At 65.5% G+C, this 19,655-nt stretch carries 23 protein-coding genes; 14 read left to right on the top strand and 9 right to left on the bottom strand.

Annotated features, from left to right (window positions below; genetic code table 11):
• Positions 1–124: 124 nt before the first annotated feature.
• A complete protein-coding gene (locus J4O76_RS12720) occupies positions 125–535 on the top strand; it encodes a DUF2147 domain-containing protein (protein WP_353442603.1) in 411 nt (136 codons plus the stop codon).
• Between the two features lie 50 nt (positions 536–585).
• The gene (locus J4O76_RS12725) at positions 586–1,920 is read left to right on the top strand and encodes an OmpP1/FadL family transporter (RefSeq protein WP_426282190.1); all 1,335 of its coding nucleotides are present in this window, start codon (positions 586–588) and stop codon (positions 1,918–1,920) included.
• 41 nt (positions 1,921–1,961) lie between these two features.
• Here J4O76_RS12725 and J4O76_RS12730 read toward each other — a convergent pair whose 3' ends face one another.
• Complete coding sequence (locus J4O76_RS12730) at positions 1,962–2,489, bottom strand: gamma carbonic anhydrase family protein (RefSeq protein WP_426282192.1); 528 nt, start codon at positions 2,487–2,489, stop codon at positions 1,962–1,964.
• On the bottom strand, positions 2,489–4,588 hold the full coding sequence (locus J4O76_RS12735) for a malate synthase G (RefSeq protein ID WP_426282445.1): 2,100 nt from the start codon (positions 4,586–4,588) through the stop codon (positions 2,489–2,491). Before J4O76_RS12735 ends, J4O76_RS12730 begins: the two co-directional genes overlap by 1 nt.
• Positions 4,589–4,690: 102 nt before the next feature.
• Here J4O76_RS12735 and J4O76_RS12740 point away from each other — a divergent pair, with 102 nt between their 5' ends.
• The gene (locus J4O76_RS12740) at positions 4,691–5,566 is read left to right on the top strand and encodes a LysR family transcriptional regulator (protein WP_426282194.1); all 876 of its coding nucleotides are present in this window, start codon (positions 4,691–4,693) and stop codon (positions 5,564–5,566) included.
• Here the strand turns inward: J4O76_RS12740 and J4O76_RS12745 are convergent.
• Positions 5,521–6,009, bottom strand: a complete 489-nt coding sequence (locus J4O76_RS12745; protein ID WP_426282196.1) for a MarR family winged helix-turn-helix transcriptional regulator — start codon at positions 6,007–6,009, stop codon at positions 5,521–5,523. The two genes, J4O76_RS12740 and J4O76_RS12745, sit on opposite strands and share 46 nt — an antisense overlap.
• 79 nt (positions 6,010–6,088) lie before the next feature.
• On the opposite strand from J4O76_RS12745, the gene hppD reads away from it, so the two are divergent.
• The 5 genes from hppD to J4O76_RS12770 all read left to right on the top strand — a co-directional run bounded on the left by hppD (position 6,089) and on the right by J4O76_RS12770 (position 10,622).
• Positions 6,089–7,159, top strand: coding sequence for a 4-hydroxyphenylpyruvate dioxygenase (hppD, locus tag J4O76_RS12750; RefSeq protein ID WP_426282198.1), 1,071 nt, complete (start codon positions 6,089–6,091; stop codon positions 7,157–7,159).
• Between the two features lie 95 nt (positions 7,160–7,254).
• Positions 7,255–8,589 (top strand): homogentisate 1,2-dioxygenase, encoded by a 1,335-nt coding sequence (gene hmgA, locus J4O76_RS12755; RefSeq protein ID WP_426282200.1) that lies wholly within the window; start codon positions 7,255–7,257, stop codon positions 8,587–8,589.
• A complete protein-coding gene (gene maiA / locus J4O76_RS12760) occupies positions 8,586–9,230 on the top strand; it encodes a maleylacetoacetate isomerase (RefSeq protein ID WP_426282201.1) in 645 nt (214 codons plus the stop codon). Before hmgA ends, maiA begins: the two co-directional genes overlap by 4 nt.
• Positions 9,227–9,592, top strand: a complete 366-nt coding sequence (locus J4O76_RS12765) for a Rieske (2Fe-2S) protein (protein ID WP_426282203.1) — start codon at positions 9,227–9,229, stop codon at positions 9,590–9,592. The genes maiA and J4O76_RS12765 overlap by 4 nt, the downstream gene beginning before the upstream one ends.
• Positions 9,593–9,647: 55 nt before the next feature.
• A complete protein-coding gene (locus tag J4O76_RS12770) occupies positions 9,648–10,622 on the top strand; it encodes a rhodanese-related sulfurtransferase (protein WP_426282205.1) in 975 nt (324 codons plus the stop codon).
• Between the two features lie 72 nt (positions 10,623–10,694).
• On the opposite strand, the gene J4O76_RS12775 is transcribed toward J4O76_RS12770, so the two are convergent.
• The 4 genes from J4O76_RS12775 to J4O76_RS12790 are packed head-to-tail and all read right to left on the bottom strand — an operon-like array spanning position 10,695 to position 13,597.
• Positions 10,695–11,216, bottom strand: a complete 522-nt coding sequence (locus J4O76_RS12775) for an ankyrin repeat domain-containing protein (protein WP_426282207.1) — start codon at positions 11,214–11,216, stop codon at positions 10,695–10,697.
• Complete coding sequence (locus tag J4O76_RS12780; protein ID WP_426282209.1) at positions 11,206–12,375, bottom strand: glutathionylspermidine synthase family protein; 1,170 nt, start codon at positions 12,373–12,375, stop codon at positions 11,206–11,208. The genes J4O76_RS12775 and J4O76_RS12780 overlap by 11 nt, the downstream gene beginning before the upstream one ends.
• Positions 12,375–13,124, bottom strand: coding sequence for a PspA/IM30 family protein (locus J4O76_RS12785; protein WP_426282211.1), 750 nt, complete (start codon positions 13,122–13,124; stop codon positions 12,375–12,377). Before J4O76_RS12785 ends, J4O76_RS12780 begins: the two co-directional genes overlap by 1 nt.
• A 38-nt stretch (positions 13,125–13,162) precedes the next feature.
• On the bottom strand, positions 13,163–13,597 hold the full coding sequence (locus tag J4O76_RS12790) for a YjfI family protein (protein ID WP_426282213.1): 435 nt from the start codon (positions 13,595–13,597) through the stop codon (positions 13,163–13,165).
• 128 nt (positions 13,598–13,725) lie between these two features.
• On the opposite strand from J4O76_RS12790, the gene J4O76_RS12795 reads away from it, so the two are divergent.
• From J4O76_RS12795 to J4O76_RS12805, 3 genes are read left to right on the top strand one after another with little or no spacing between them, the layout of a single operon-like run.
• Complete coding sequence (locus J4O76_RS12795; RefSeq protein WP_056481639.1) at positions 13,726–14,367, top strand: DUF2491 family protein; 642 nt, start codon at positions 13,726–13,728, stop codon at positions 14,365–14,367.
• Positions 14,368–14,399: 32 nt separating this feature from the next.
• Positions 14,400–14,813, top strand: a complete 414-nt coding sequence (locus J4O76_RS12800) for a DUF350 domain-containing protein (RefSeq protein WP_353435682.1) — start codon at positions 14,400–14,402, stop codon at positions 14,811–14,813.
• 11 nt (positions 14,814–14,824) lie between these two features.
• The gene (locus J4O76_RS12805; RefSeq protein ID WP_056049223.1) at positions 14,825–15,394 is read left to right on the top strand and encodes a DUF1190 domain-containing protein; all 570 of its coding nucleotides are present in this window, start codon (positions 14,825–14,827) and stop codon (positions 15,392–15,394) included.
• Between the two features lie 27 nt (positions 15,395–15,421).
• On the opposite strand, the gene J4O76_RS12810 is transcribed toward J4O76_RS12805, so the two are convergent.
• The gene (locus J4O76_RS12810; RefSeq protein ID WP_426282216.1) at positions 15,422–16,048 is read right to left on the bottom strand and encodes a glutathione S-transferase family protein; all 627 of its coding nucleotides are present in this window, start codon (positions 16,046–16,048) and stop codon (positions 15,422–15,424) included.
• Between the two features lie 102 nt (positions 16,049–16,150).
• Here J4O76_RS12810 and J4O76_RS12815 point away from each other — a divergent pair, with 102 nt between their 5' ends.
• Positions 16,151–17,566 carry a dihydrolipoyl dehydrogenase gene (locus J4O76_RS12815; RefSeq protein WP_426282218.1) on the top strand — a complete coding sequence of 472 codons (1,416 nt, stop codon included), beginning with the start codon at positions 16,151–16,153 and terminating at the stop codon, positions 17,564–17,566.
• A 184-nt stretch (positions 17,567–17,750) separates the two neighbouring features.
• On the opposite strand, the gene J4O76_RS12820 is transcribed toward J4O76_RS12815, so the two are convergent.
• A complete protein-coding gene (locus J4O76_RS12820; protein ID WP_426282219.1) occupies positions 17,751–17,951 on the bottom strand; it encodes a hypothetical protein in 201 nt (66 codons plus the stop codon).
• Between the two features lie 110 nt (positions 17,952–18,061).
• Here J4O76_RS12820 and paoA point away from each other — a divergent pair, with 110 nt between their 5' ends.
• Both paoA and J4O76_RS12830 read left to right on the top strand, forming a co-directional pair.
• Positions 18,062–18,706, top strand: a complete 645-nt coding sequence (gene paoA / locus J4O76_RS12825; protein WP_426282221.1) for an aldehyde dehydrogenase iron-sulfur subunit PaoA — start codon at positions 18,062–18,064, stop codon at positions 18,704–18,706.
• Complete coding sequence (locus tag J4O76_RS12830) at positions 18,703–19,653, top strand: FAD binding domain-containing protein (protein ID WP_426282223.1); 951 nt, start codon at positions 18,703–18,705, stop codon at positions 19,651–19,653. Before paoA ends, J4O76_RS12830 begins: the two co-directional genes overlap by 4 nt.
• The last annotated feature ends 2 nt before the right edge of the window (positions 19,654–19,655 follow it).

Below are 19,655 nucleotides of genomic sequence, written 5' to 3' on the forward strand. Positions count from 1 at the left end.
AATTCTAGTCGGGACCGATAACTGCCGTATACGGCAACGAGGTCGCGATAACGTCGCCGGCTTTACGAGATTTTAGCGACCGTACGCATACGGCGCGCCAAACGACACTAGGAGAGGATAGAAGATGTCCCTGTTGATCGCCACCGCCCTGCTCGCCGGCGCGTCTGCCACGCCCGAGACCGTCATCGGCCGCTGGAAGACCGAGACGCACAACGCCATCGTAGAGATCGCTCGTTGCGGCCCTTCGATCTGTGGCAAGATCCTCACCTCCGACGCGTTGCGCGCGAATCCTTCGATGAAGGACGCGAACAATTCGAACACTGCGCTGCGCAACCGCCCGATCCAGGGTTTGCAGATGCTCAGCGGGTTCAAGTCTGACTCAGGCGGCGTCTGGAGCAGCGGCCAAGTCTACAACGCCGAGGACGGCAAGACGTATAGCGGCAAGATCACCCCGCTCGGCGCGAACCAGTTGAAGCTGCGCGGCTGCGTCTTCTTCCCGCTCTGCAAGACCCAGACCTGGACGCGCGTGCGCTGAGGCGCGGCTTCCACCTCCCTATTATCAGTATAGCTTTCAGGATCTTACCCATGATGCTTCGCACCAAAGCTCCGCTTCTCGCGGTATCAGCGCTTGTCTCCGCCTTCGGATTCGCCAGCACCGCCTACGCCGACGCTTTCTATCTCCAGGCGCAGTCCGCGCGTGGCGCCGGTCGCGCATTCTCGGGCGAAGGCGCCGATACCGGCCCTGACTCGCTGTGGTGGAACCCGGCCGCGATCGCCGGCATCCGCGACGGCAGCGCGACGCTGAGCGCAAGCGCGATCCTGCCCAAGGGCGACGTCGTCGACACCGGCACGCTCATCGGCCGTCCAACCTTCTCGCCGACGACCGGCCGGCCAACCGGATTCAACTATGCGCCGGTCGGCGGCAACGGTACGTCGAGCGATCCGATCAACAAGGGCGTCGTTCCGTCGGGCGCGATCGCCTATCCGCTGACCGACCGGATTGCGATCGGCGTCGCGGTGACGTCGCCGTTCAGCTTCACCACCAATTACGAAGCGAACAGCTGGGCACGCTACAGCGCGGACAAGACGCGGCTGCGGACGATCGATATCCAACCGTCGATCGGCGTTGCGGTGACCGACTGGCTCCGTGTCGGTGGTGCGCTGAACGTCGAATATACCGATGCGACGCTCAACAATGCGCTCCCCAACCTGTCCGCGGCGCTGCCCGACGGCTTCCAGGAGCTGAAGGGTGACGGCTGGGACTTCGGCTGGACCGCAGGCGTGCAGCTTCACAACGACTTCGCCACCGTCGGTGTCAGCTACAAGTCGAGCATCCGCCACAATCTGAAGGGCAGCCTGAACGTCACCGGGCTGGTCGGTCCGCTGGCAAGCTCGAACGTTTCGATCGATGGCGCCAAGGCGAGCTTCAACACGCCCGGCCAGGTGATCGTCGCCGGTCGCATCCGTGCCACCAACGCGCTGACGCTGAACGCGCAGGTCGTCGCGTACAATTGGAGCAAGTTCGACACGATCGATCTCGGCGCCCCGCTGAACACCGCGATCCCCGAAAACTACCAGGACAGCTGGAGCCTCGCGGGCGGCTTCGATTACGCCGTCACCCCCAAGGCGACGATCCGCGCGGGTGTCCAGCGCACCAAGACGCCGACTCAAGACGGATTGCGCGATGCCCGAGTGCCCGACGCCGATCGCTGGACCTATGCGGCGGGTGGCTCGTACCAGCTGACCTCGCGCATCGCGCTCGACGCCGCCGCGCAATATGTCGATTTCGAAAACACCACGATCGACCGCAGGACGGCTGCCTATGTCGGCACCGCCGCACAGACGAACATCCTGACCTCGGGCGCACTGCGCGATGCGTCGGCCGTCGTGCTGTCGCTCGGTGGCCGGCTGAGCTTCTAAGGGTTCTGCCGTCACGATCCCCCCCTCGCGGGGGAGGATTTTTATACCTCGACCAATCTCAAACCGTCGGCGTAGACGCCCTGCTTGGCCGCGTACGACGCGGCGGACATCTTCAGTCCCGCAATCGTTTCCGGGGAGAGTTCGCGCACCGCCTTGGCCGGCGCGCCGACGATCAGGCTCCCGGCCGGAAACACCTTCCCCTCCGTCACCAGAGCGTTCGCACCGATCAGGCAATCATCGCCGATCACCGCGTTGTTGAGGATCGTCGCGCCCATCCCGACCAGCACGTTGCTACCGATCGTGCAGCCGTGGAGGATCGCGTGATGGCCGACCGTGCAGCCCTCGCCGATCGTCAAAGGCGCGCCGGGATCGGAGTGCAGCATCGCGCCTTCCTGTATATTGGTCCGCGCGCCGACCAGGATCGGCGTGTTGTCCGCACGGATCACCGCCCCAAACCAGACGCTCGCCCCCTCCCCCAGCCGCGCGTCGCCGATCACGTCGGCGGACGGCGCCACCCAGACGTCGTCAGCCAGCCTCGGTCGTTTACCCTCGATCTCATAGAGCGGCATCAGGCAGCGTCCCTTTCCTTCGCCCGCGCGCGGAACGCGTGGAGCAGCGGCTCGGTATAGCCGCTCGGCTGCGTGAGACCATCGAACACGAGCGCCCGAGCGGCCTGAAACGCTAGGCTCTCGTCCTCATGACCCGCCATCGGCCGGTACAGCGGATCGCCCGCATTCTGCGCATCGACCTTCGCCGCCATTCGTCGCAGCGCCGCATCCGCCTCCTCGGGGGTGGCGATACCGTGGAGCAGCCAGTTCGCCATGTGCTGCGAACTGATCCGCAGCGTCGCGCGGTCCTCCATCAGGCCGATGTCGTGGATGTCGGGCACCTTCGAGCAGCCGACACCCTGGTCTACCCAGCGCACGACATAGCCGAGGATACCCTGCGCATTGTTCTCCAGTTCCTCGCGCACCTCGTCCGGCTGCCAGTTGTGGCCGGTCGCGACCGGGATCGTCAGCAGCGCATCGAGCGAGGCGATCGGTTCCGCCTTGCGCTCCGCCTGCCGCGCGAACACGTCGACGCGGTGGTAATGCGTCGCGTGCAGCGTCGCGGCGGTTGGTGACGGCACCCACGCGGTGTTCGCGCCGGTCATCGGATGCGCGATCTTCTGCTCCAGCATATCCGCCATCCGGTCGGGCGCGGCCCACATGCCCTTGCCGATCTGCGCCTTGCCGCTGAGCCCGCAGGCGAGCCCGATCTGGACGTTGCGATCCTCATACGCCTTGATCCACGACGAAGCCTTCATCTCGCCCTTCCGGATCATCGGCCCGGCGCGCATCGAGGTGTGCATCTCGTCGCCGGTGCGATCGAGGAAGCCGGTGTTGATGAACACCACGCGGTCCTTCACCGCGGCGATGCACGCGGCGAGATTGGCGGACGTGCGGCGTTCCTCGTCCATCACGCCGACCTTGATCGTGTGGCGCGCTAGGCCGAGCAGGTCCTCGATCGCGTCGAACAGCCGGTTGGTGAAGGCGGCTTCGTCCGGTCCGTGCATCTTCGGCTTGACGATGTAGATCGAGCCTGCGCGGCTGTTGCGGATCGGGCCGGTGCCCTTCAGGTCGTGGAGCGCGATCAGCGATGTGACGATGCCGTCGAGGATGCCTTCGGGCGCCTCTTGGCCGTCAGCGAGCAGGATCGCAGGCGTGGTCATCAGGTGTCCGACGTTGCGCACGAGCATCAGGCTGCGGCCGGGGAGCGTGAACGCGCTGCCGTCGAGGGCGGTGTACTGCCGGTCCGGTTCGAGCGTGCGCGTGACCGTGCGGCCGCCCTTTTCGAAGCTCGCGGTCAAGTCGCCCTCCATCAGCCCTAGCCAATTGGCGTAGGCGGCGACCTTGTCCTCGGCATCGACCGCGGCGATCGAGTCCTCGAGATCGGCGATCGTGCTAAGCGCGGATTCGAGCACTACGTCGGCAAGGTTCGCAGGATCGTCACGCCCGATCGGACGCTGAGGATCGATCACAAGCTCGATGTGCAGGCCATTGTGACGCAACAGGATGTTGTCGCCCGCACGCCCGACGAGCTGGCTCGGATCGACAAGCTGAGGCGTGCCACCGGTCCAGTCGGTCCACGAACCGTTCGCCAACGGCACGGAGCCGTCGAGGAACGCCTTCGCCCACGCGATCACCTGCGCACCTCGGGCGGCGTCATAGCCCTTGCCGGACGCCGCGTCCGGAATCGCGTCGGTGCCGTAGAGCGCATCGTACAGGCTCCCCCACCGCGCGTTCGCCGCGTTCAGCAGGAAGCGGGCGTTGAGGATAGGCACCACCAATTGCGCGCCGGCGAGCGAGGCGACCTCCGCATCGACATTGGTCGGAGCGACCGCGAACGGCGCAGGCTCGTCGACCAGATAGCCGATCTCGCGCAGGAACGCCTGATACTCGGGCTGGTCGATCGGCTTGCCGACGCGGGCTTCGTGCCAGGCATCGACCTTGGCCTGAAGGTCGTCGCGAACCGCGAGCAGCGCCGCATTCTCCGGCGCGAACCGCGCGTAGATATCGGAAATGCCTTTCCAGAACGGGGCGGCTTCAAGCCCCGTCCCCGGCAACGCCTGCGTTTCGATGAAGTCCACCAGCGATGCGGCGACCTTCAGGCCTGCCTTTTCGATCATCTCGGCCATGCTGCTCTCCTATGCTCTGGTAGCACGATAGACGCCCGCCACCTTCGCCACTAGACATCATAAACCGAAAGCTGTTAATCGCCTGGAGAACGAATGGACCCCGACATCGTCCTCTTCGCCGAAGTCGTCCGCACCGCCAGCCTCAGCGCGGCGGGGCGTTCGATGGGTATCTCGCCGGCTATGGTGTCGAAACGGATCGCGCGGCTGGAGGCGAGGCTCGGCGTGCGGTTACTCAACCGGACGACGCGGCGGCTCGATCTGACAGCACGCGGGGCGGCGTATCACCGCGACATGGTCGAGATCCTAGCCGCGATCCGCGATGCCGAGGCGCGCGTGTCCGACCGCGCCGAGACGCCGGCGGGGCCGCTTCGGGTCAGCGCGCCAACCTCGTTCGGTCGTCTCCATATCGCGCCCCACCTGAAGCCGTTCCTCGACGCGCACCCTGCGATCGAACTCGACCTCGATCTGTCGGACGGCTTTTCGGACGTAATCGGCGACCGGCTTGATCTCGCGATCCGGATCGCCCCCGCCGTGCCGCCAAGCCTGACCGGCCACCGCCTCGCCGACAGCCGTCGCGTCCTCTGCGCCGCACCGAGCTACAGTGCCCCGTGCGATGCGGCCGATCTTAAGGAACACCGCCTGCTTGCAGCGAAAGGCCAGATGCCGTGGCGCCTGGCCGGACCCGAGGGCGACGTCACGATCGATCGCCCGAGCTATGTTGCGACCAATTCGAGCGAAGTCGTCCGCGAACTCACACTGGCTGGCGTCGGCATCGCGCTGCGCTCGCTTTGGGACGTGAGCGCCGACCTTTCGAGCGGCCGCCTCGTCCGCATCCTGCCGGAACTGGCCGGGTCTGCGGACGTCGGAATTTATGCAGTCCATGCGCGCGGCCCGGTGTCGTCGGGCACCGCTGCGCTGCTCGATTACCTGCGCGGTCTCTGGTCGCCGATGCCGCCGTGGGAGTCCTGAACCAAGTCGATCGTCACCCCATCGATCCGTCTCAGCATCGCCACGAACTGCTCGACCTCCGCCCCTGAGAACCCGGCGAAGATTCGCTGCTCCAGATCGAGCGCCTTCGGTGCGACCGACGCATAGAGCGTGTGACCGTCATCAGTCAGCCTCAGCAGGTGCGAGCGGCGATCCTCCGGGTTCGCATGCCGCTGCATCAGCCCGCGTTCGACCAGTGCGATGGCCGCTCGGCTGACGGTCACCTTGTCCATCCGGGTCTGCTGGCCGACCTGCTGCTGCGTGATGCCGTCCGCTTCGGCGACCACCGCAACCAGTCGCCACTCCGGGATCGTCAGCCCGAATAGTGCCTCATACGTGTCCGCCACCGCCTCGCTGACGAGGTTCGAAGTGATCGACAGGCGATACGGGATGAAATCGTCCAGAACGAGTGCATGGTGAGCCATGTAGAAATCGTAACGATTGACACCAGTTGTTCAACCCGCCAGATTGGTAACAACGGATACCAACTGTCAGGATGTGATCATGGACCATATGGACGTAAACCCGATGGGTCTCGACGGGTTCGAGTTCGCCGAATTCACCTCGCCCGATCCCGACCGGATGGCCGCGCAGTTCGAGCAGTTCGGCTTCGTTGCCGCCTCGACCCACCCGACCAAGGCTGTCACCCGCTACAAGCAGGGCCGCATCAACCTCCTGCTCAACCGCGAAGACGGCGGCCACGCGGCGGCATTCCGCGCGGATCATGGCCCGTCGGCGAGCGGCATGGCGTTCCGCGTTCACGACGCCAAGGAAGCGTTCGACGCGGCGCTAGCACGTGGTGCCAAGGCGGCTGACGCGAGCACGGGTGCGCTTGGTGAGGGCAGCTACGTTCTCGAAGGGATCGGCGGTTCGCTGCTGTATCTTGTCGACAAGCACGGCGCGGCCGGCAGCTTGTACGACGACTGGAACCAGGTTCCGGGCGCGGCTGAAGCGGAAGCCGCTAACAACGTCGGCCTCGATCTGCTCGACCACCTTACGCACAATGTGAAGCGTGGCCAGATGCGGACCTGGGCTGAATTCTATGGCCAGATCTTCGGCTTCGAGGAGCAGAAGTATTTCGACATCAAGGGCAAGGCGACCGGTCTGTTCAGCCAGGCGATGATCGCGCCCGACCGCGCGATCCGCATCCCGCTGAACGAGAGCCAGGACGACAAGAGCCAGATCGAGGAATTCATCAAGGATTACAACGGCGAGGGCATCCAGCATCTGGCGCTGACGACCGACGATATCTTCGAGACGGTCGAGAAGCTGCGCGCGCGCGGCGTCAAGCTGCAGGACACGATCGAGACCTATTACGAGCTGGTAGACAAGCGCGTGCCGAACCACGGCCACGATCTCGAACGCCTGCGCCGCAACCGGATCCTGATCGACGGCAATGTCGGCGAAGAAGGCCTGTTGCTCCAGATCTTCACCGAAAACATGTTCGGGCCGATCTTCTTTGAGATCATCCAGCGCAAGGGGAATGAGGGCTTCGGCAACGGGAACTTCCAGGCGTTGTATGAGAGCATCGAGCTCGACCAGATCCGCCGCGGTGTGATCACGGTCGACGCGTAAGTTCTAATCCCTCTCCCTCGGGGAGAGGCATTAGAAAAGAGTTTGAACGGCCGGCGGTTCGGGCGTTGATCGGAACAGGTGACGGAGAGGAAGCCATGACAATCCACCAGCCGACCAATGCCGCAGGCGAGACCGCCGGCCAGACCGAAGAGACGGCGTATCAGCCCGGCTTCGGCAACCACGTATCGACCGAGGCGATCCCCGGCGCGTTGCCGATCGGTCGCAATTCACCGCAGCGGCCCGCGTTTGGCCTCTATACCGAGCAGCTCTCCGGTACCGCCTTCACCGCGCCGCGCCACGAGAACCGCCGCAGTTGGCTCTACCGGATGCGCCCGACCGCAGAGCATCCACCGTTCGAGCGCTACGCCGGCGCAAAGCGGTTTGCGCCCGGCACCACCGACGCGCCGCTCGCGCCCAACCGCCTGCGCTGGGACCCGATAAAGGCGCCTGCTCCCGGCACTGACCTGATCGACGGTATGACGACGATGCTCGCCAACCGCGATCCTGCCGATCTAGAAGGCGTCGCGCTCCACGTCTACGCGGCCAATGCCGACATGACCGACCGCGTTTTCATGGACGCGGACGGCGAACTGCTGTTCGTGCCGCAGGCCGGACGGCTCCGACTGCTGACCGAACTCGGCCGAATCGACATTGCGCCCGGACAGATCGCGCTCGTGCCGCGCGGTGTCCGGTTTCGCGCCGAACTGCCCGACGGCGAAGCGCGCGGCTATGTCGCGGAGAACCATGGCGCGCTGTTCCGCCTGCCCGATCTTGGCCCGATCGGCGCCAACGGGCTCGCCAACTCGCGCGATTTCGAGACGCCGGTCGCCTGGTTCGAGGACCGCGATGAGCCGGTCGAGGTCGTCCAGAAGTTCATGGGCTCGCTGTGGACTACCACGCTTGATCACTCGCCGCTCGACGTCGTCGCGTGGCACGGCAATCTCGCGCCGTGGCGCTATGACCTGTCGCGGTTCAACACGATCAACACGGTCAGCTTCGATCATCCCGATCCGTCGATCTTCACGCTTCTGACCTCGCCGAGCGACGTGCCCGGTCGCGCGAATGCCGATTTCGTGATCTTCCCGCCGCGCTGGATGGTCGCCGAGGGCACGTTCCGGCCGCCGTGGTTCCACCGCAACGTCATGTCGGAGGCGATGGGCCTGATCACCGGCGCGTACGATGCGAAGGCGGAGGGGTTCGCGCCAGGGGGTATCTCGCTGCACAATCTGATGTCGGGCCACGGCCCCGATCTGGCGAGCTGGAAGGGTGCGAGTGCGGCGGACCTGAAGCCGCACAAGATCGACGGGACGATGGCGTTCATGCTGGAGAGCTGCTGGCCGTACAAGCCGACTGCTTATGCGCTTGAGCATTCGCAGCTGGATTACGACGCGGTCTGGTCGGATTTCCCGAAGGCGATGCTGCCGAAGTGAGCCTGACACTGCACGGCTATTGGCGCTCGACGACCGTCTACCGCGTCCGCATCGCGCTGGCGTTGAAGGGCGTCGCTTACGAACAGGTCGCGCACGATCTCCGCACCGGGGCGCAGCGCGAGGTGGGGTATCGCGCGCTCAACCCCCAGGGGCTCGTGCCAGCATTGGAGGCCGACGATGCGGTCCTGACGCAGAGCCCCGCGATTCTCGAATGGATCGAAGAGACCTACCCTGATCCACCGTTGCTTCCTGCCGACGCGAACGATCGGGCGATCGTCCGCGCTATGGCGGCGACGGTTGCCTGCGACGTCCATCCGGTGAACAATCTCCGCATCCTGAACGCCTTGCGCACTGAGTTCGGAGCAGACGAGGCGGCGGTGAACCGCTGGATCGCACGCTGGATCGGCGACGGATTTGCCGCGCTCGAGACGCAGATCGCGCGCTATGGTGACGGCTTCGCGTTCGGCGCAACACCGACGATCGCCGATTGCCACCTCGTCCCGCAGGTCTACTCCGCGGAACGGTTTGCGGTCGATCTCTCGCCTTACCCGAAGCTCAAGGCGGCGGCAGAGAACGCCCGTGCCCTCCCCGCCTTTGCCGCCGCCCACCCCGACCGCCAGCCGGATGCCGACCCCGCATGAGCAATGGCGAGCGGCTGACCGCCACGCCCGGCGGGATCAAGCTCGCGCCGCTCGACGCGATCGCGGACGGCAAGGCGCGGAACTTCGTGCTCCAGATGCGCGCGGGTCGCTTCCACGGGTTCGTCGTGCGCAAGGAGGACGCGGTGTTCGGCTATGTCGATCGTTGCCCGCATATGGGCCTGCCGCTCGCGCAGGTGCTCGACGATTATCTCACGCCGCGCCGCGACCTGATCACGTGCAGCTGGCATTCCGCGTTGTTCGAGATCGACAGCGGCGCGTGCGTCGGTGGACCGTGCGGGGGAACGCGGCTGACGCCTTGGCCGGTCGCGGTGGTCGACGGGATGATCGTCACCGCAGGCTGACGCGGCGGGCGACTTGCGCTAAGGGAGCGCTCCTTCTCCCCTGCACGATGAACCGATGACCGAACCCCTGCCCATCCGCGTCGTGGCGCTGTACCGCTTCACGCCGTTCGCCGACATCGCCGCGATCCAGCCGCCGCTCGCGCTCGCCTGCTGCTCGAACGGGGTGAAGGGGACGTTGCTGCTCGCCGCCGAGGGGATCAACGGGACGATCGCCGGGTCCGAAGCGGGCATCGATGCGGTGCTCGCGCATATCCGAGCGCTGCCGGGATGTGCCGACCTCGACGTCAAGGAGTCGCGCGCGGAGACGATGCCGTTCCACCGGATGAAGGTGCGGCTAAAGCGCGAGATCGTGACGATGGGTGAGCCGACGATCGATCCGCTGGAGGGCGTCGGGCATTATGTCGAGCCCGAGGACTGGAATGCGCTGATCGCCGAGCCGGGGACGATCGTGATCGATACGCGGAACGACTATGAGGTCGCGGTCGGGACGTTTGCCGGCGCAGTCGATCCGCAGACGCGGACGTTTCGCGACTTTCCGGCGTGGTTTCGCGAGCATCGTGACGAACTGGTCGGGGACGGCCCGCCGCCGAAGATCGCCATGTTCTGCACCGGCGGGATACGGTGCGAGAAGTCGACCGCGTTCCTGAAGGCCGAGGGGCTGGACGAGGTGTATCATCTCAAGGGTGGCATCCTGAAATACCTGGAGACCGTGCCCGCGCCGGAGAGCCTGTGGGAGGGCGAGTGTTTCGTGTTCGATCAGCGGGTTGCGGTCGGACATGGGCTCACGTTGGGAAGTCATGTGCTGTGCCATGCGTGCCGGATGCCGGTGGGTGTCAAGGACCGTGCTTCGCCGTTGTATGTCGAGGGGGTGAGTTGCCCGGCGTGTCATGACGCGCGGGATGAAGCGCAGCGGGCGGGCTATGCGGAGCGGGAGCGGCAGATGCGGTTGGCGGAGGCGCGGGGCGAAGCGCATGTCGGGGCGGTGTTGCCTAAGACTCATGCCGGCGCCGAGCGAGAGGCTGACGACTGACAGAAGCTTGTTCACCCGCGAAGGCGGTGCCCAGTCTGGGCACCCGCCTTCGCGGGTGAACAACTTGGGGGGCTAGCCGGTCGTTGCGAAGCGCTTGGCCAACATCGCGTTCCCCTGCGACACCGCCAGCGAATGCACGCTGTTCCCCGCCGCATCCGCAATCGCCGGGTCCGCGCCGTGCTCCAGCAATAGGTCGATGATCGCGGTCTTGTTCACCAGCGCCGCCATCATCAGCGCGGTTTGCCCGACGCCATTCCGCCGGTTCACGTCGGCTCCCGCGTCGAGCAGGATCTGCGCGATTTCGGTATAACCCTTGAAACAGACGCCCATCAGCGCGGTGTTGCCGCGAGCATCCGCCGCACCGTCGACCTGTGCGCCCGCCGCCAGGAGCGCCGCTGTGGCTTCGGCCTGGCCATTGTAGCTGGCGATCACCAGCGGCGTGTAGCCCTTGGCGTCGGTCACCTCGATATCGACACCCGCCTGCAACAACGCCGGGATCATCTCCTCGCGCCCCGTCCGGGCCGCATCGAACATCAGTTCGACCAACCGCTCCATTGGTGGCAGTGGCGGCAGGTCTCGCGCGTCAGTCATCATTCGCCTCGATGATATGCGGCACGAACCGCGCGAGATTGCGCGTCACGACCGTTTCATCTTCCCGAACGCCGATGCCGGCGGCTTCGTTGCCGACCATCCACGCGCCGATCACCGGATGGCGGCCATCGAACACGGGTGGAGGCGCATAGGCCTGCCGGATCGCACCCTCGGCACCATAGCCCTGGTCGAGCACCGCATGACCGCTCTCGCCGATAACCTCGACGTTCGCGCCCTCACGCGAGAACAAAGGCTTTCGCACATATTTCGGGCCGAGGATCTTCGCGGCGGGATCGTCGTCGAAAAACGCGGGGAGCAGGTTCGGATGCTCGGGATGCCGCTCCCACAACAACGGCAGGATGCCCTTGTTCGAAAGGATCGACTTCCACGCCGGCTCGATCCAGCGCACGTCGGCGCGCGACAGGTTCGGCGCATAGGGCTCGCGCAGCATGAACTCCCACGGGTACAGCTTGAACGCGGCCTGCACCTCGAAGCCGTCGGTGTCGACGAAGCGGCCGTCGGCCGCGAGGCCGATGTCCTTCATCTCGACGAACTTCGGCTCGATCCCGACCTGCGACGCCAGATCCTCGAAGAACCGCACCGTCTGGCGATCCTCGATGGCGCTCGCATCCGCCGCGAAGTGGACGAAGCCCCCGCTCGGGAACAGCGCGCGGAACCGCTCGCGCAGCTTGTCGAACAGGCTGTTGAACTGATCCGTCCCCGCCGGCAACGCGCCGCTCGCGAGCAGGTCCTCAAGCCACATCCACTGGAACGTCGCGCATTCGAACACCGAGGTCGGCGTGTCGGCATTATACTCGTAGAGCTTGGCCGGCCCCGTCCCGTCATAAGCGAAATCGAACCTTCCGTAGAGCGACGGCTGGCGCGTCCGCCACGTCTCGGCGACGTAGTTCCACTGCTCGCGCGGGATCGCGAGGCGTTCCATCAGTTGCTGATCGCGGACCACCTCGTCGACCAGATCGAGGCACATCGCGTGCAGTTGTTCCGCGGCGGGTTCGAGGTCGTCCTCGATCTCCGCCAGCGTGAAGGCGTAGGCCGCGCCCTCGTCCCAGTATGGTTCGCCATCCGTGTCGTGATAGACGAACCCGATCGCGTCGGCCCGCTCGCGCCAGTCGCCGCGCGGGTCGACCGCGATCCGGCGCATCAGGAGTCCGACGTCTTGGTGTCGTCGCGCTGCTCGATCTGCAGCGTCTGGCCAACCTGCGGCGTCTTCGGAGCCGTCAGGCGGGCGAGAACGTCGTCGGCCGAAGACTGGCCCGGCCCGATGCCCGCAAGCCGAAGCTTTTCGTCGAGATCGGCGCCAGTGCGGCGGTCTTCCAGTTCGCCCGCCGCCTTGATCCGCTCGCCACGGATCGCCTGGCGTTCACGGATGCGCGCGAGGCTGTCGGCGGCCGAGCCGAGCTTGTTGCCGGCGCCCATGCTGCCCGACGCGACCGAGGCCTGCGCCTTCTGCACAGACTCGTTGACCTTGACGACCTCGACTTCGCGACGAAGCTGTTCGATCTTGCGGTCGGTCTGCGCGACGGCGGTGTGGATCTGCTCCTCGGCGGCGCGCATGTCCTCGACCTGAGGGGACTTCAGTGCGATGTCCTGTTCGAGATCGGCGATCCGCTGCGCAACCTGGCGCGCGAGATCCATGTTGCCCTTCTCGACCGCGATCCGCGCCGACGCCTCGTACTTGGTCGCCTGAGCACGGAAGCTCTCGACCTCGGTTTCGAGGATGCGGCGGCGCGCTACCAGCCCCGCGAGGTCGTCGCGCGCCTTGCCTTGCGCCTTGTCGGCATCGCGAATTTCCTGGTCGAGGATACGCAGCGCGTTCGCGTCGACGACCGCCGCGCCCGCTTCGTGCGCGCCGGCGCGACCGAGGGTGAAAAGCTTGCTCCAGATGGCCATGCCAGTCTCTCCGTTTATATCTAAATCAGGCGGCGATGTCAGACAGCCGGGATCTGCGCGTGGCGCAGGTCGGTGGCCGCATCGATCGCATTCTCGGCAAGCGTGCGCAGTTCGATGATCACGGTGTCGAGCCGGCTCGACGTCGCGAGTTCGCCGAACAGCTCGTAATAATCGCGGCCATCGACCGTGCCGATCCCGAAGTTCGACAGCGGCACAAGCTTCTGCGACTTCAGCAGGAAGGTGTTGAACGCCAGCTGGTCCTCCTGCTCGTCGCAGGGCCACAGCAAAGTCGAGCACGCGATCTGCGCCTCGCTGACGTTGACGAACAGTTCGAGGTCGCCGTGATGGTGCATCGTCACTAGCAGCACCGGGTCCGCGCCCTCCAGCATCCGAGCGGAAAACTCGCCGGCTTTCGCAGGCTCGGACGTGTCGAGCGCGGCCTTCAGGCTGCGGACGGTCCAGATGTCGGTCAATGCAAGAACTCCCGTGCTTGTCGCTCGCGCAGACACATAGGCGCAGGCGGAGGGCACGCCAATGGCGCTTTGCGACGGCTCGCGCTTTGGCCTAAGAGGCACGCCAACCACAGAGACGCGAGGATTGCATGTTCGATCGCCTGTTCGGCCGCAAGCCAGCGCTTGACGGCAACGCCCTGCCCGTCGTCCGCAACGTCACGCTGGGGCGCACGGTGACGGTCGATCCGCTGGCGTGGCGCCGGTTCGGGTCGGAACTGCTGTTTCCGTTCGACCGCGATACGCTGGTGATCGTCGCACAGGGGCTGATCGACCTCAACGAAGGCGGGTTCGTCCACCGGTTCTACACCGACGACGACATCATGTTCCAGGCGGTGTCGAACGACCGCGACGGGCAGGACGTCACGGATGTCACGCTGTTCGCACCGTGGGACAGCAGCTATCCGTCGTCCGCCGCCGAGCGGCCGGCGTGGAAAAGCCGGCTCAAGGCACGCACCTTCACTGCCGAAGGACTGCCCGAATACAGCCGCGCATGGTTCGGCCCCGAAGCGAGCGAGCAGGAGCCCGTGACGTTCTGGGAGGAACTGCACGACGACCGTGACGGGATCGTCGACCGCCGTATCTTCCAGACCTGCATGCTGTTCAGCCGCGACCTGCCGGGCGACGACGGCCGCGAATTGCTGTTGGCGATCGACATGGAGACCGAGTCCGGTGACGTCTCGTTCGAGATCATGCTGGGCGTGGCACTGGAACTCGGCGAGTTCAGGGCCTAGCGTCGCGCGCAGACGGCTCCGGGGGAAATGCCATGATCGACCAATACAGCTTCGGCGCCAGCGCGCTCGCCTTCCTGATCGCGTTCGTCGCGGCGGGGGCGTTCACGATCGTGTTCAAGATCGTCTATCAGGTCGCGACTCCATATCACGAGAAGTCGCTGATCCGCGAAGGCAATACCGCCGCGGCGATCACGCTCGGCGCGGCGTTGCTCGGCTATGTCCTTCCACTCGCGTCCGCGCTGACGCATACCGTGTCGCTGCTCGAGTTCGCGGTGTGGGCGCTGCTCGCAGGCGTGATCCAGATCGTCACGTTCCTGGTCGTCCAGCATTTCGTGATGCGCGACTTCAACGACCGGATCGTCCGCGGTGAAATCGCCGCGGCGACCTATATGGGCAGCATCTCGCTGTGCGTCGGCATCCTCAACGCCGCCTGCATGACGAACTGAGAGGCATAGCGATGAAGCGTTCCAGATCGATCGTTCTCACCAGCCTGATCGCAGGATCGGGCATCTCGTTGACAGCGTGCGACGGCGATGTCGGCGGCAAGCCCGTAGAGGCGCAGAGCTATGCGTCGGTGCAGGAGTGCCGCGCGGCGGGTGCTTTGTCCGCGGTCCAGTGCGACACCGCGTTCGAGCAGGCCAAGGCCGATGCCGCGAAGACCGCGCCACGGTTCCAGGACCGACAGACGTGCGAGGAGCAATACGGCGCCGCGCAGTGCGAGCCGCGCAACAACGGCAGCGGCGGGAGCTTCTTCACGCCGCTGTTGACGGGTTTCCTGGTCGGGCAGGCGCTCAACGGCGGCTTCGGCAACCGCGGCGCGCCGATGTACCGCGACCGCGACGGCAATTATTACGGCGGCGCTGGCGGTCGGATCAACCGGGACTATGTAACCGGCCGGACCCGCGTCGGCTCTGACGCCTTCACGCCGACCACCGCCAGAGCCCCTGCCCGCGTCCAGTCGCGCAGTTCGGTGATCTCACGCGGCGGTTTCGGTGGCGGCTTTGGTGGTCGCAGCTTCGGGGGGTAACGCGGCCGTTACCCCCTCGCGGCGGGCTTAACGACGGGCCGGCATCAGCGGGCCACCGATGTCAGTCGCGGCGATGAACGCCGGGCGGGCGCGCAGGCGATCCAGATACGCCGCGACGTCGGGGTGTTCCTTGAGCAATCCGGCGCTCTCGGCGATCGCGAGGATGTAGCACATCTGGATATCGGCCAGCATCAGCTGCTCGCCCATTAGATACGGGCCATCGCCAACGCCGGCGCCGATATAGTCGAGCGTCTTGGTCACTTCGGGCCCGGTGAACTTGGCAAGGCCGTCGGGCAGGCCACCCATCCGCTTGCCGAGCGACGTCATCATGATCGGCAACGACGCCGAGCTCTCGACATATTGCAGCCACTCGTCGTGCACGGCCGCCGCATCGCTGTCGATCGGCGGCGAGAAGCGGCGGTCGCCGTAACGCTCGTCGATATACGACAGGATCGGCGCGCTCTCGGCCAGCGTCAGCGCATCGTCGACCAGCACCGGCGCCTTACCAAGTGGATGGATCGCCTTGAGTTCTGCCGGCGCGCGAAAATTCTCGTCACGCTCGTATTTGACGAGGTCGTATTCGATACCGAGCTCTTCGAGCAGCCACAGCACGCGGATCGAGCGCGAGTAGTTCAGGTGGTGAAGCGTTAACATAAGCGTCCTTCGACTAGGAATGTGCTGCACCGCGGAACGGCTGGGCGGCATCGAAGGTTTCGTCGAGCGTGGCTCCGGAATTCTCCGGCAACGGAGAGACTTATGATCAAGCTGACCTGCGACGTGGCGATCATCGGCGCCGGAACCGCCGGGCTCGCCGCCGAGCGCAGCGCCCGACGCAATGGCGCCAAGACGCTGCTGATAGACGAAGGCTTTGGGGGTACAACCTGCGCGAGCGTGGGATGTATGCCCTCCAAGCTGTTGATTGCGGCCGGAAACGCAATGCATGCGGTCGAGCATGCGTCAGTGTTCGGGGTAGAGGCGTCGGGCAAGGTCGATGGTGTCGCGGTGATGGCGCGGGTCCGTAAGGAGCGCGACGCGTTCGTCGCGGGTGTCGAGACATCGATCGATAAGTTGCCCGAGGAGGTGAAGATCGAGGCACGCGCGAAATTCGCAGGTGCGACGATCCTGTCGTTGAGTGACGGCCGCGAGGTACACGCGAAGTCGGTGGTGATCGCCACCGGGTCGAGCCCCGCGATCCCCGAGATGTTCGATGGCGTACGCGACCGAGTGCTGACCAACGAGAGCATCTTCGACCTGACGGACCTTCCGAAATCACTCGGCGTCATCGGCGCGGGCGCGCTGGGCTTGGAACTGGCACAGGCGATGGCGCGGCTTGGCGTCGAGACGATGGTGTTCGACACTGGCGAGACGATCGGCGGACTGAAGGACCGCCACGTCGCCGAGACGTATCACGCGATCTTGTTGCGCGAGATGCCGATCCTGCTGGGTGTCGAACTCACGGTCGAGCGTGACGGCGATGGCGTCAAGCTGGCCTGGAGTGGTTCTGCATCGGGCGAGCAGCGCTTCGACTATCTGCTCGTTGCGACCGGGCGTCCGCCACGTATCAAGGACATCGGCCTGGAGACGACCGGGCTCGCGCTCGATGAGCATGGCATGCCGGACTATGACTGCGAGACGATGCAGTGTGGCACCGCGCCTATCTTCATCGCCGGCGATGCGGACCATGACCGCGCTGTCCTGCACGAGGCATCGGCAGAGGGCATGATCGCGGGGCGGAACGCGGCGAGCTACCCCGAGGTTACGCCGGGCAAGCGTACCGTGCCGTTCGCGATCACCTTCACGCATCCCAACGTCGCGGTCATCGGCAAGATCGCCAAGGATGACGATGCCGACAGCGTGATTGGCACCGCGTCTTATGACGATCAGGGCCGGGCGAAGGTCGAGGCATGCAATGCCGGGTTGGTCCGGTTCTATGCCGATCGCCGCGATGGGCGCCTGACTGGTGCGACGATGGCGGGGCCTGCAGTCGAGCACAGCGCGCACCTGATCGCGTGGGCGATCCAGAGCGGCTGGACCGCGACCGAAGTGCTCGACCTGCCGATTTACCACCCGACCTTCGAGGAAGGGATGAAGGGGGCGCTTCGTTCGATCTGCGCCGAAGTGCATGCGCCCACCCCGCCGGACCGCGATGACGGGTTCACGCCTGGGACGTAACCGAACTCGGGAGGACGTACACGACCTTGAGAAAAGAGTACCACCCCGGCGAAGGCCGGGGCCCAGTTGGGAGGTGTTGCTAACGGTGGATCGCGATCCGTTATTGCCACCTTTCCAACTGGGCCCCGGCCTTCGCCGGGGTGGTGCTATTGGGGTCGAGCAGCGCTAGATCGCCCGTTCGGCGCTACTCGTCCAGATCCAGATACGCGACGACGTCGTTCTCTGTGGCCAGATACAGCCCCGCCTGCACATCCTCTTCCTGCTGCGCTGCGATCGTCAGGGCCTCCCCGAGCGGACCATAGAACAGCGTGGTTGCCGCCCCGCCCTCGCCGCTGTCGTCGAGGTGATACAGCCGCACCGACACGCTGGAAGAAACTGTCCGCATTTCAATACCCTATCGCAGATTTTTATGACGTAAAATTCACGGAACCAATTGTGAAGCAGCGCAACTTTGCCCGCTCTCGCCCGTTACGCTAGCAGATACAGGGATTTGATATGCATCAGGATGAAGGTTTTCCGGTGTCGCGCCGTGGCGTGATCGCCGGTGGTGTCGCGTCGGCTACGTTGGTCGCGGCTCCCGCTGCTCAGGCTCAAACGCAGGGCACCGCGCAGTCGGCCCCGCCGACCATGCCCGTGACGCTCAAGGTCAATGGTCGCACGACCAAGATCAACGTGGATACGCGGACCACGCTGCTTGACGCGTTGCGTGAGAATTTGAAGCTCACCGGCACCAAGAAGGGCTGCGACCACGGCCAGTGCGGCGCGTGCACGGTCATCGTCGAGGGGCGCCGGATCAATAGCTGCCTGACGCTCGCGGTCATGCACGAAGGCGAAGAGATCACGACGATCGAAGGCCTCGGCACGCCCGAGAAGCTGCACGCGATGCAGGCTGCGTTCGTTAAGCATGACGGTTACCAGTGTGGCTATTGCACGCCCGGCCAGATCTGCTCGGCGGTTGCGACGCTCGGCGAGATCAAGGCAGGCATTCCCAGTCACGTGACTGGGGATATTTCGGCACAGCCCACGGTCTCGACCGATGAACTTCGCGAGCGGATGAGCGGCAACATCTGCCGCTGCGGTGCCTATGCGAACATCATCGACGCGATCCACGACGTCGCCGGTACGGAGCGCACCGCATGAAGGCCTTCACGTACGAGCGCGCCACCTCGGCGAAGGAAGCCGCCAGCGCCGCGGTCCGCACGCCAGGCGCCAAGTTCATCGCCGGCGGCACGAACCTGCTCGACCTGATGAAGCTGCAGATCGAGACGCCGCAGCACCTGATCGACGTCAACGGCCTCGGCCTCGACAAGATCACGCCGACGTCGGAGGGCGGCCTCCGCGTTGGTGCGCTCGTCCGCAATACGGACCTCGCGGCCGACGCACGCGTGCGGAAGGATTATGGCGTGCTCAGCCGCGCGCTTGTGTCCGGCGCGTCGGGCCAGCTGCGCAACAAGGCGACGACTGCGGGCAACCTGCTCCAGCGGACACGGTGCCCGTATTTCTACGACACCACTAAGCCTTGCAACAAGCGTCAGCCCGGCAGCGGTTGCGCGGCGATCGGCGGCTTCAACCGCAACCTTGCCGTGATGGGCACGAGCGACGCATGCATCGCAACGCACCCGAGCGACATGGCGGTTGCCATGCGCGTTCTGGATGCGACGGTCGAGACGGTGAACGCCGCCGGCCAGACACGCGCGATCCCGATCGCGGATTTCCACCGTCTCCCCGGTACTACGCCGAACATCGAGACCTCGCTCGCGCCCGGTGAGTTGATCACGGCTGTGACGCTGCCCAAGCCGATCGGCGGCACGCACATTTACCAGAAGGTGCGTGATCGTGCGTCCTACGCGTTCGCGCTGATCTCCGTTGCCGCGGTGATCCAGCCCGGCGGTCGCGGCCGCCTTGCCTTCGGTGGCCTCGCGCACAAGCCGTGGCGCGTCGAAGCCGCCGAGGCGCAGATGCCGAATGGCGCCAAGGCGACCGCATCGGCAGTCCTCGCCGGCGCCCGCACCACATCACAGAACGCGTTCAAGCTGCCGTTGGTCGAACGAACCATCGGCGCCGTGTTCGAAGAAGCGAAGGCCTGACG

The organism is Sphingomonas sp. NFX23, from assembly GCF_049887795.1.
Classification (GTDB): domain Bacteria; phylum Pseudomonadota; class Alphaproteobacteria; order Sphingomonadales; family Sphingomonadaceae; genus Sphingomonas.

Bases quoted from the DNA above. Each gene is read 5' to 3' on its own strand.
- J4O76_RS12720 (WP_353442603.1), top strand. From the start codon at position 125: ATGTCCCTGTTGATCGCCACCGCCCTGCTCGCCGGCGCGTCTGCCACG.
- J4O76_RS12725 (WP_426282190.1), top strand. From the start codon at position 586: ATGATGCTTCGCACCAAAGCTCCGCTTCTCGCGGTATCAGCGCTTGTC.
- J4O76_RS12730 (WP_426282192.1), bottom strand. From the start codon at position 2,489: ATGCCGCTCTATGAGATCGAGGGTAAACGACCGAGGCTGGCTGACGAC.
- J4O76_RS12735 (WP_426282445.1), bottom strand. From the start codon at position 4,588: ATGATCGAAAAGGCAGGCCTGAAGGTCGCCGCATCGCTGGTGGACTTC.
- J4O76_RS12740 (WP_426282194.1), top strand. From the start codon at position 4,691: ATGGACCCCGACATCGTCCTCTTCGCCGAAGTCGTCCGCACCGCCAGC.
- J4O76_RS12745 (WP_426282196.1), bottom strand. From the start codon at position 6,009: ATGGCTCACCATGCACTCGTTCTGGACGATTTCATCCCGTATCGCCTG.
- hppD (WP_426282198.1), top strand. From the start codon at position 6,089: ATGGACCATATGGACGTAAACCCGATGGGTCTCGACGGGTTCGAGTTC.
- hmgA (WP_426282200.1), top strand. From the start codon at position 7,255: ATGACAATCCACCAGCCGACCAATGCCGCAGGCGAGACCGCCGGCCAG.
- J4O76_RS12765 (WP_426282203.1), top strand. From the start codon at position 9,227: ATGAGCAATGGCGAGCGGCTGACCGCCACGCCCGGCGGGATCAAGCTC.
- J4O76_RS12770 (WP_426282205.1), top strand. From the start codon at position 9,648: ATGACCGAACCCCTGCCCATCCGCGTCGTGGCGCTGTACCGCTTCACG.
- J4O76_RS12775 (WP_426282207.1), bottom strand. From the start codon at position 11,216: ATGATGACTGACGCGCGAGACCTGCCGCCACTGCCACCAATGGAGCGG.
- J4O76_RS12780 (WP_426282209.1), bottom strand. From the start codon at position 12,375: ATGCGCCGGATCGCGGTCGACCCGCGCGGCGACTGGCGCGAGCGGGCC.
- J4O76_RS12785 (WP_426282211.1), bottom strand. From the start codon at position 13,124: ATGGCCATCTGGAGCAAGCTTTTCACCCTCGGTCGCGCCGGCGCGCAC.
- J4O76_RS12795 (WP_056481639.1), top strand. From the start codon at position 13,726: ATGTTCGATCGCCTGTTCGGCCGCAAGCCAGCGCTTGACGGCAACGCC.
- J4O76_RS12800 (WP_353435682.1), top strand. From the start codon at position 14,400: ATGATCGACCAATACAGCTTCGGCGCCAGCGCGCTCGCCTTCCTGATC.
- J4O76_RS12805 (WP_056049223.1), top strand. From the start codon at position 14,825: ATGAAGCGTTCCAGATCGATCGTTCTCACCAGCCTGATCGCAGGATCG.
- J4O76_RS12810 (WP_426282216.1), bottom strand. From the start codon at position 16,048: ATGTTAACGCTTCACCACCTGAACTACTCGCGCTCGATCCGCGTGCTG.
- J4O76_RS12815 (WP_426282218.1), top strand. From the start codon at position 16,151: ATGATCAAGCTGACCTGCGACGTGGCGATCATCGGCGCCGGAACCGCC.
- J4O76_RS12820 (WP_426282219.1), bottom strand. From the start codon at position 17,951: ATGCGGACAGTTTCTTCCAGCGTGTCGGTGCGGCTGTATCACCTCGAC.
- paoA (WP_426282221.1), top strand. From the start codon at position 18,062: ATGCATCAGGATGAAGGTTTTCCGGTGTCGCGCCGTGGCGTGATCGCC.
- J4O76_RS12830 (WP_426282223.1), top strand. From the start codon at position 18,703: ATGAAGGCCTTCACGTACGAGCGCGCCACCTCGGCGAAGGAAGCCGCC.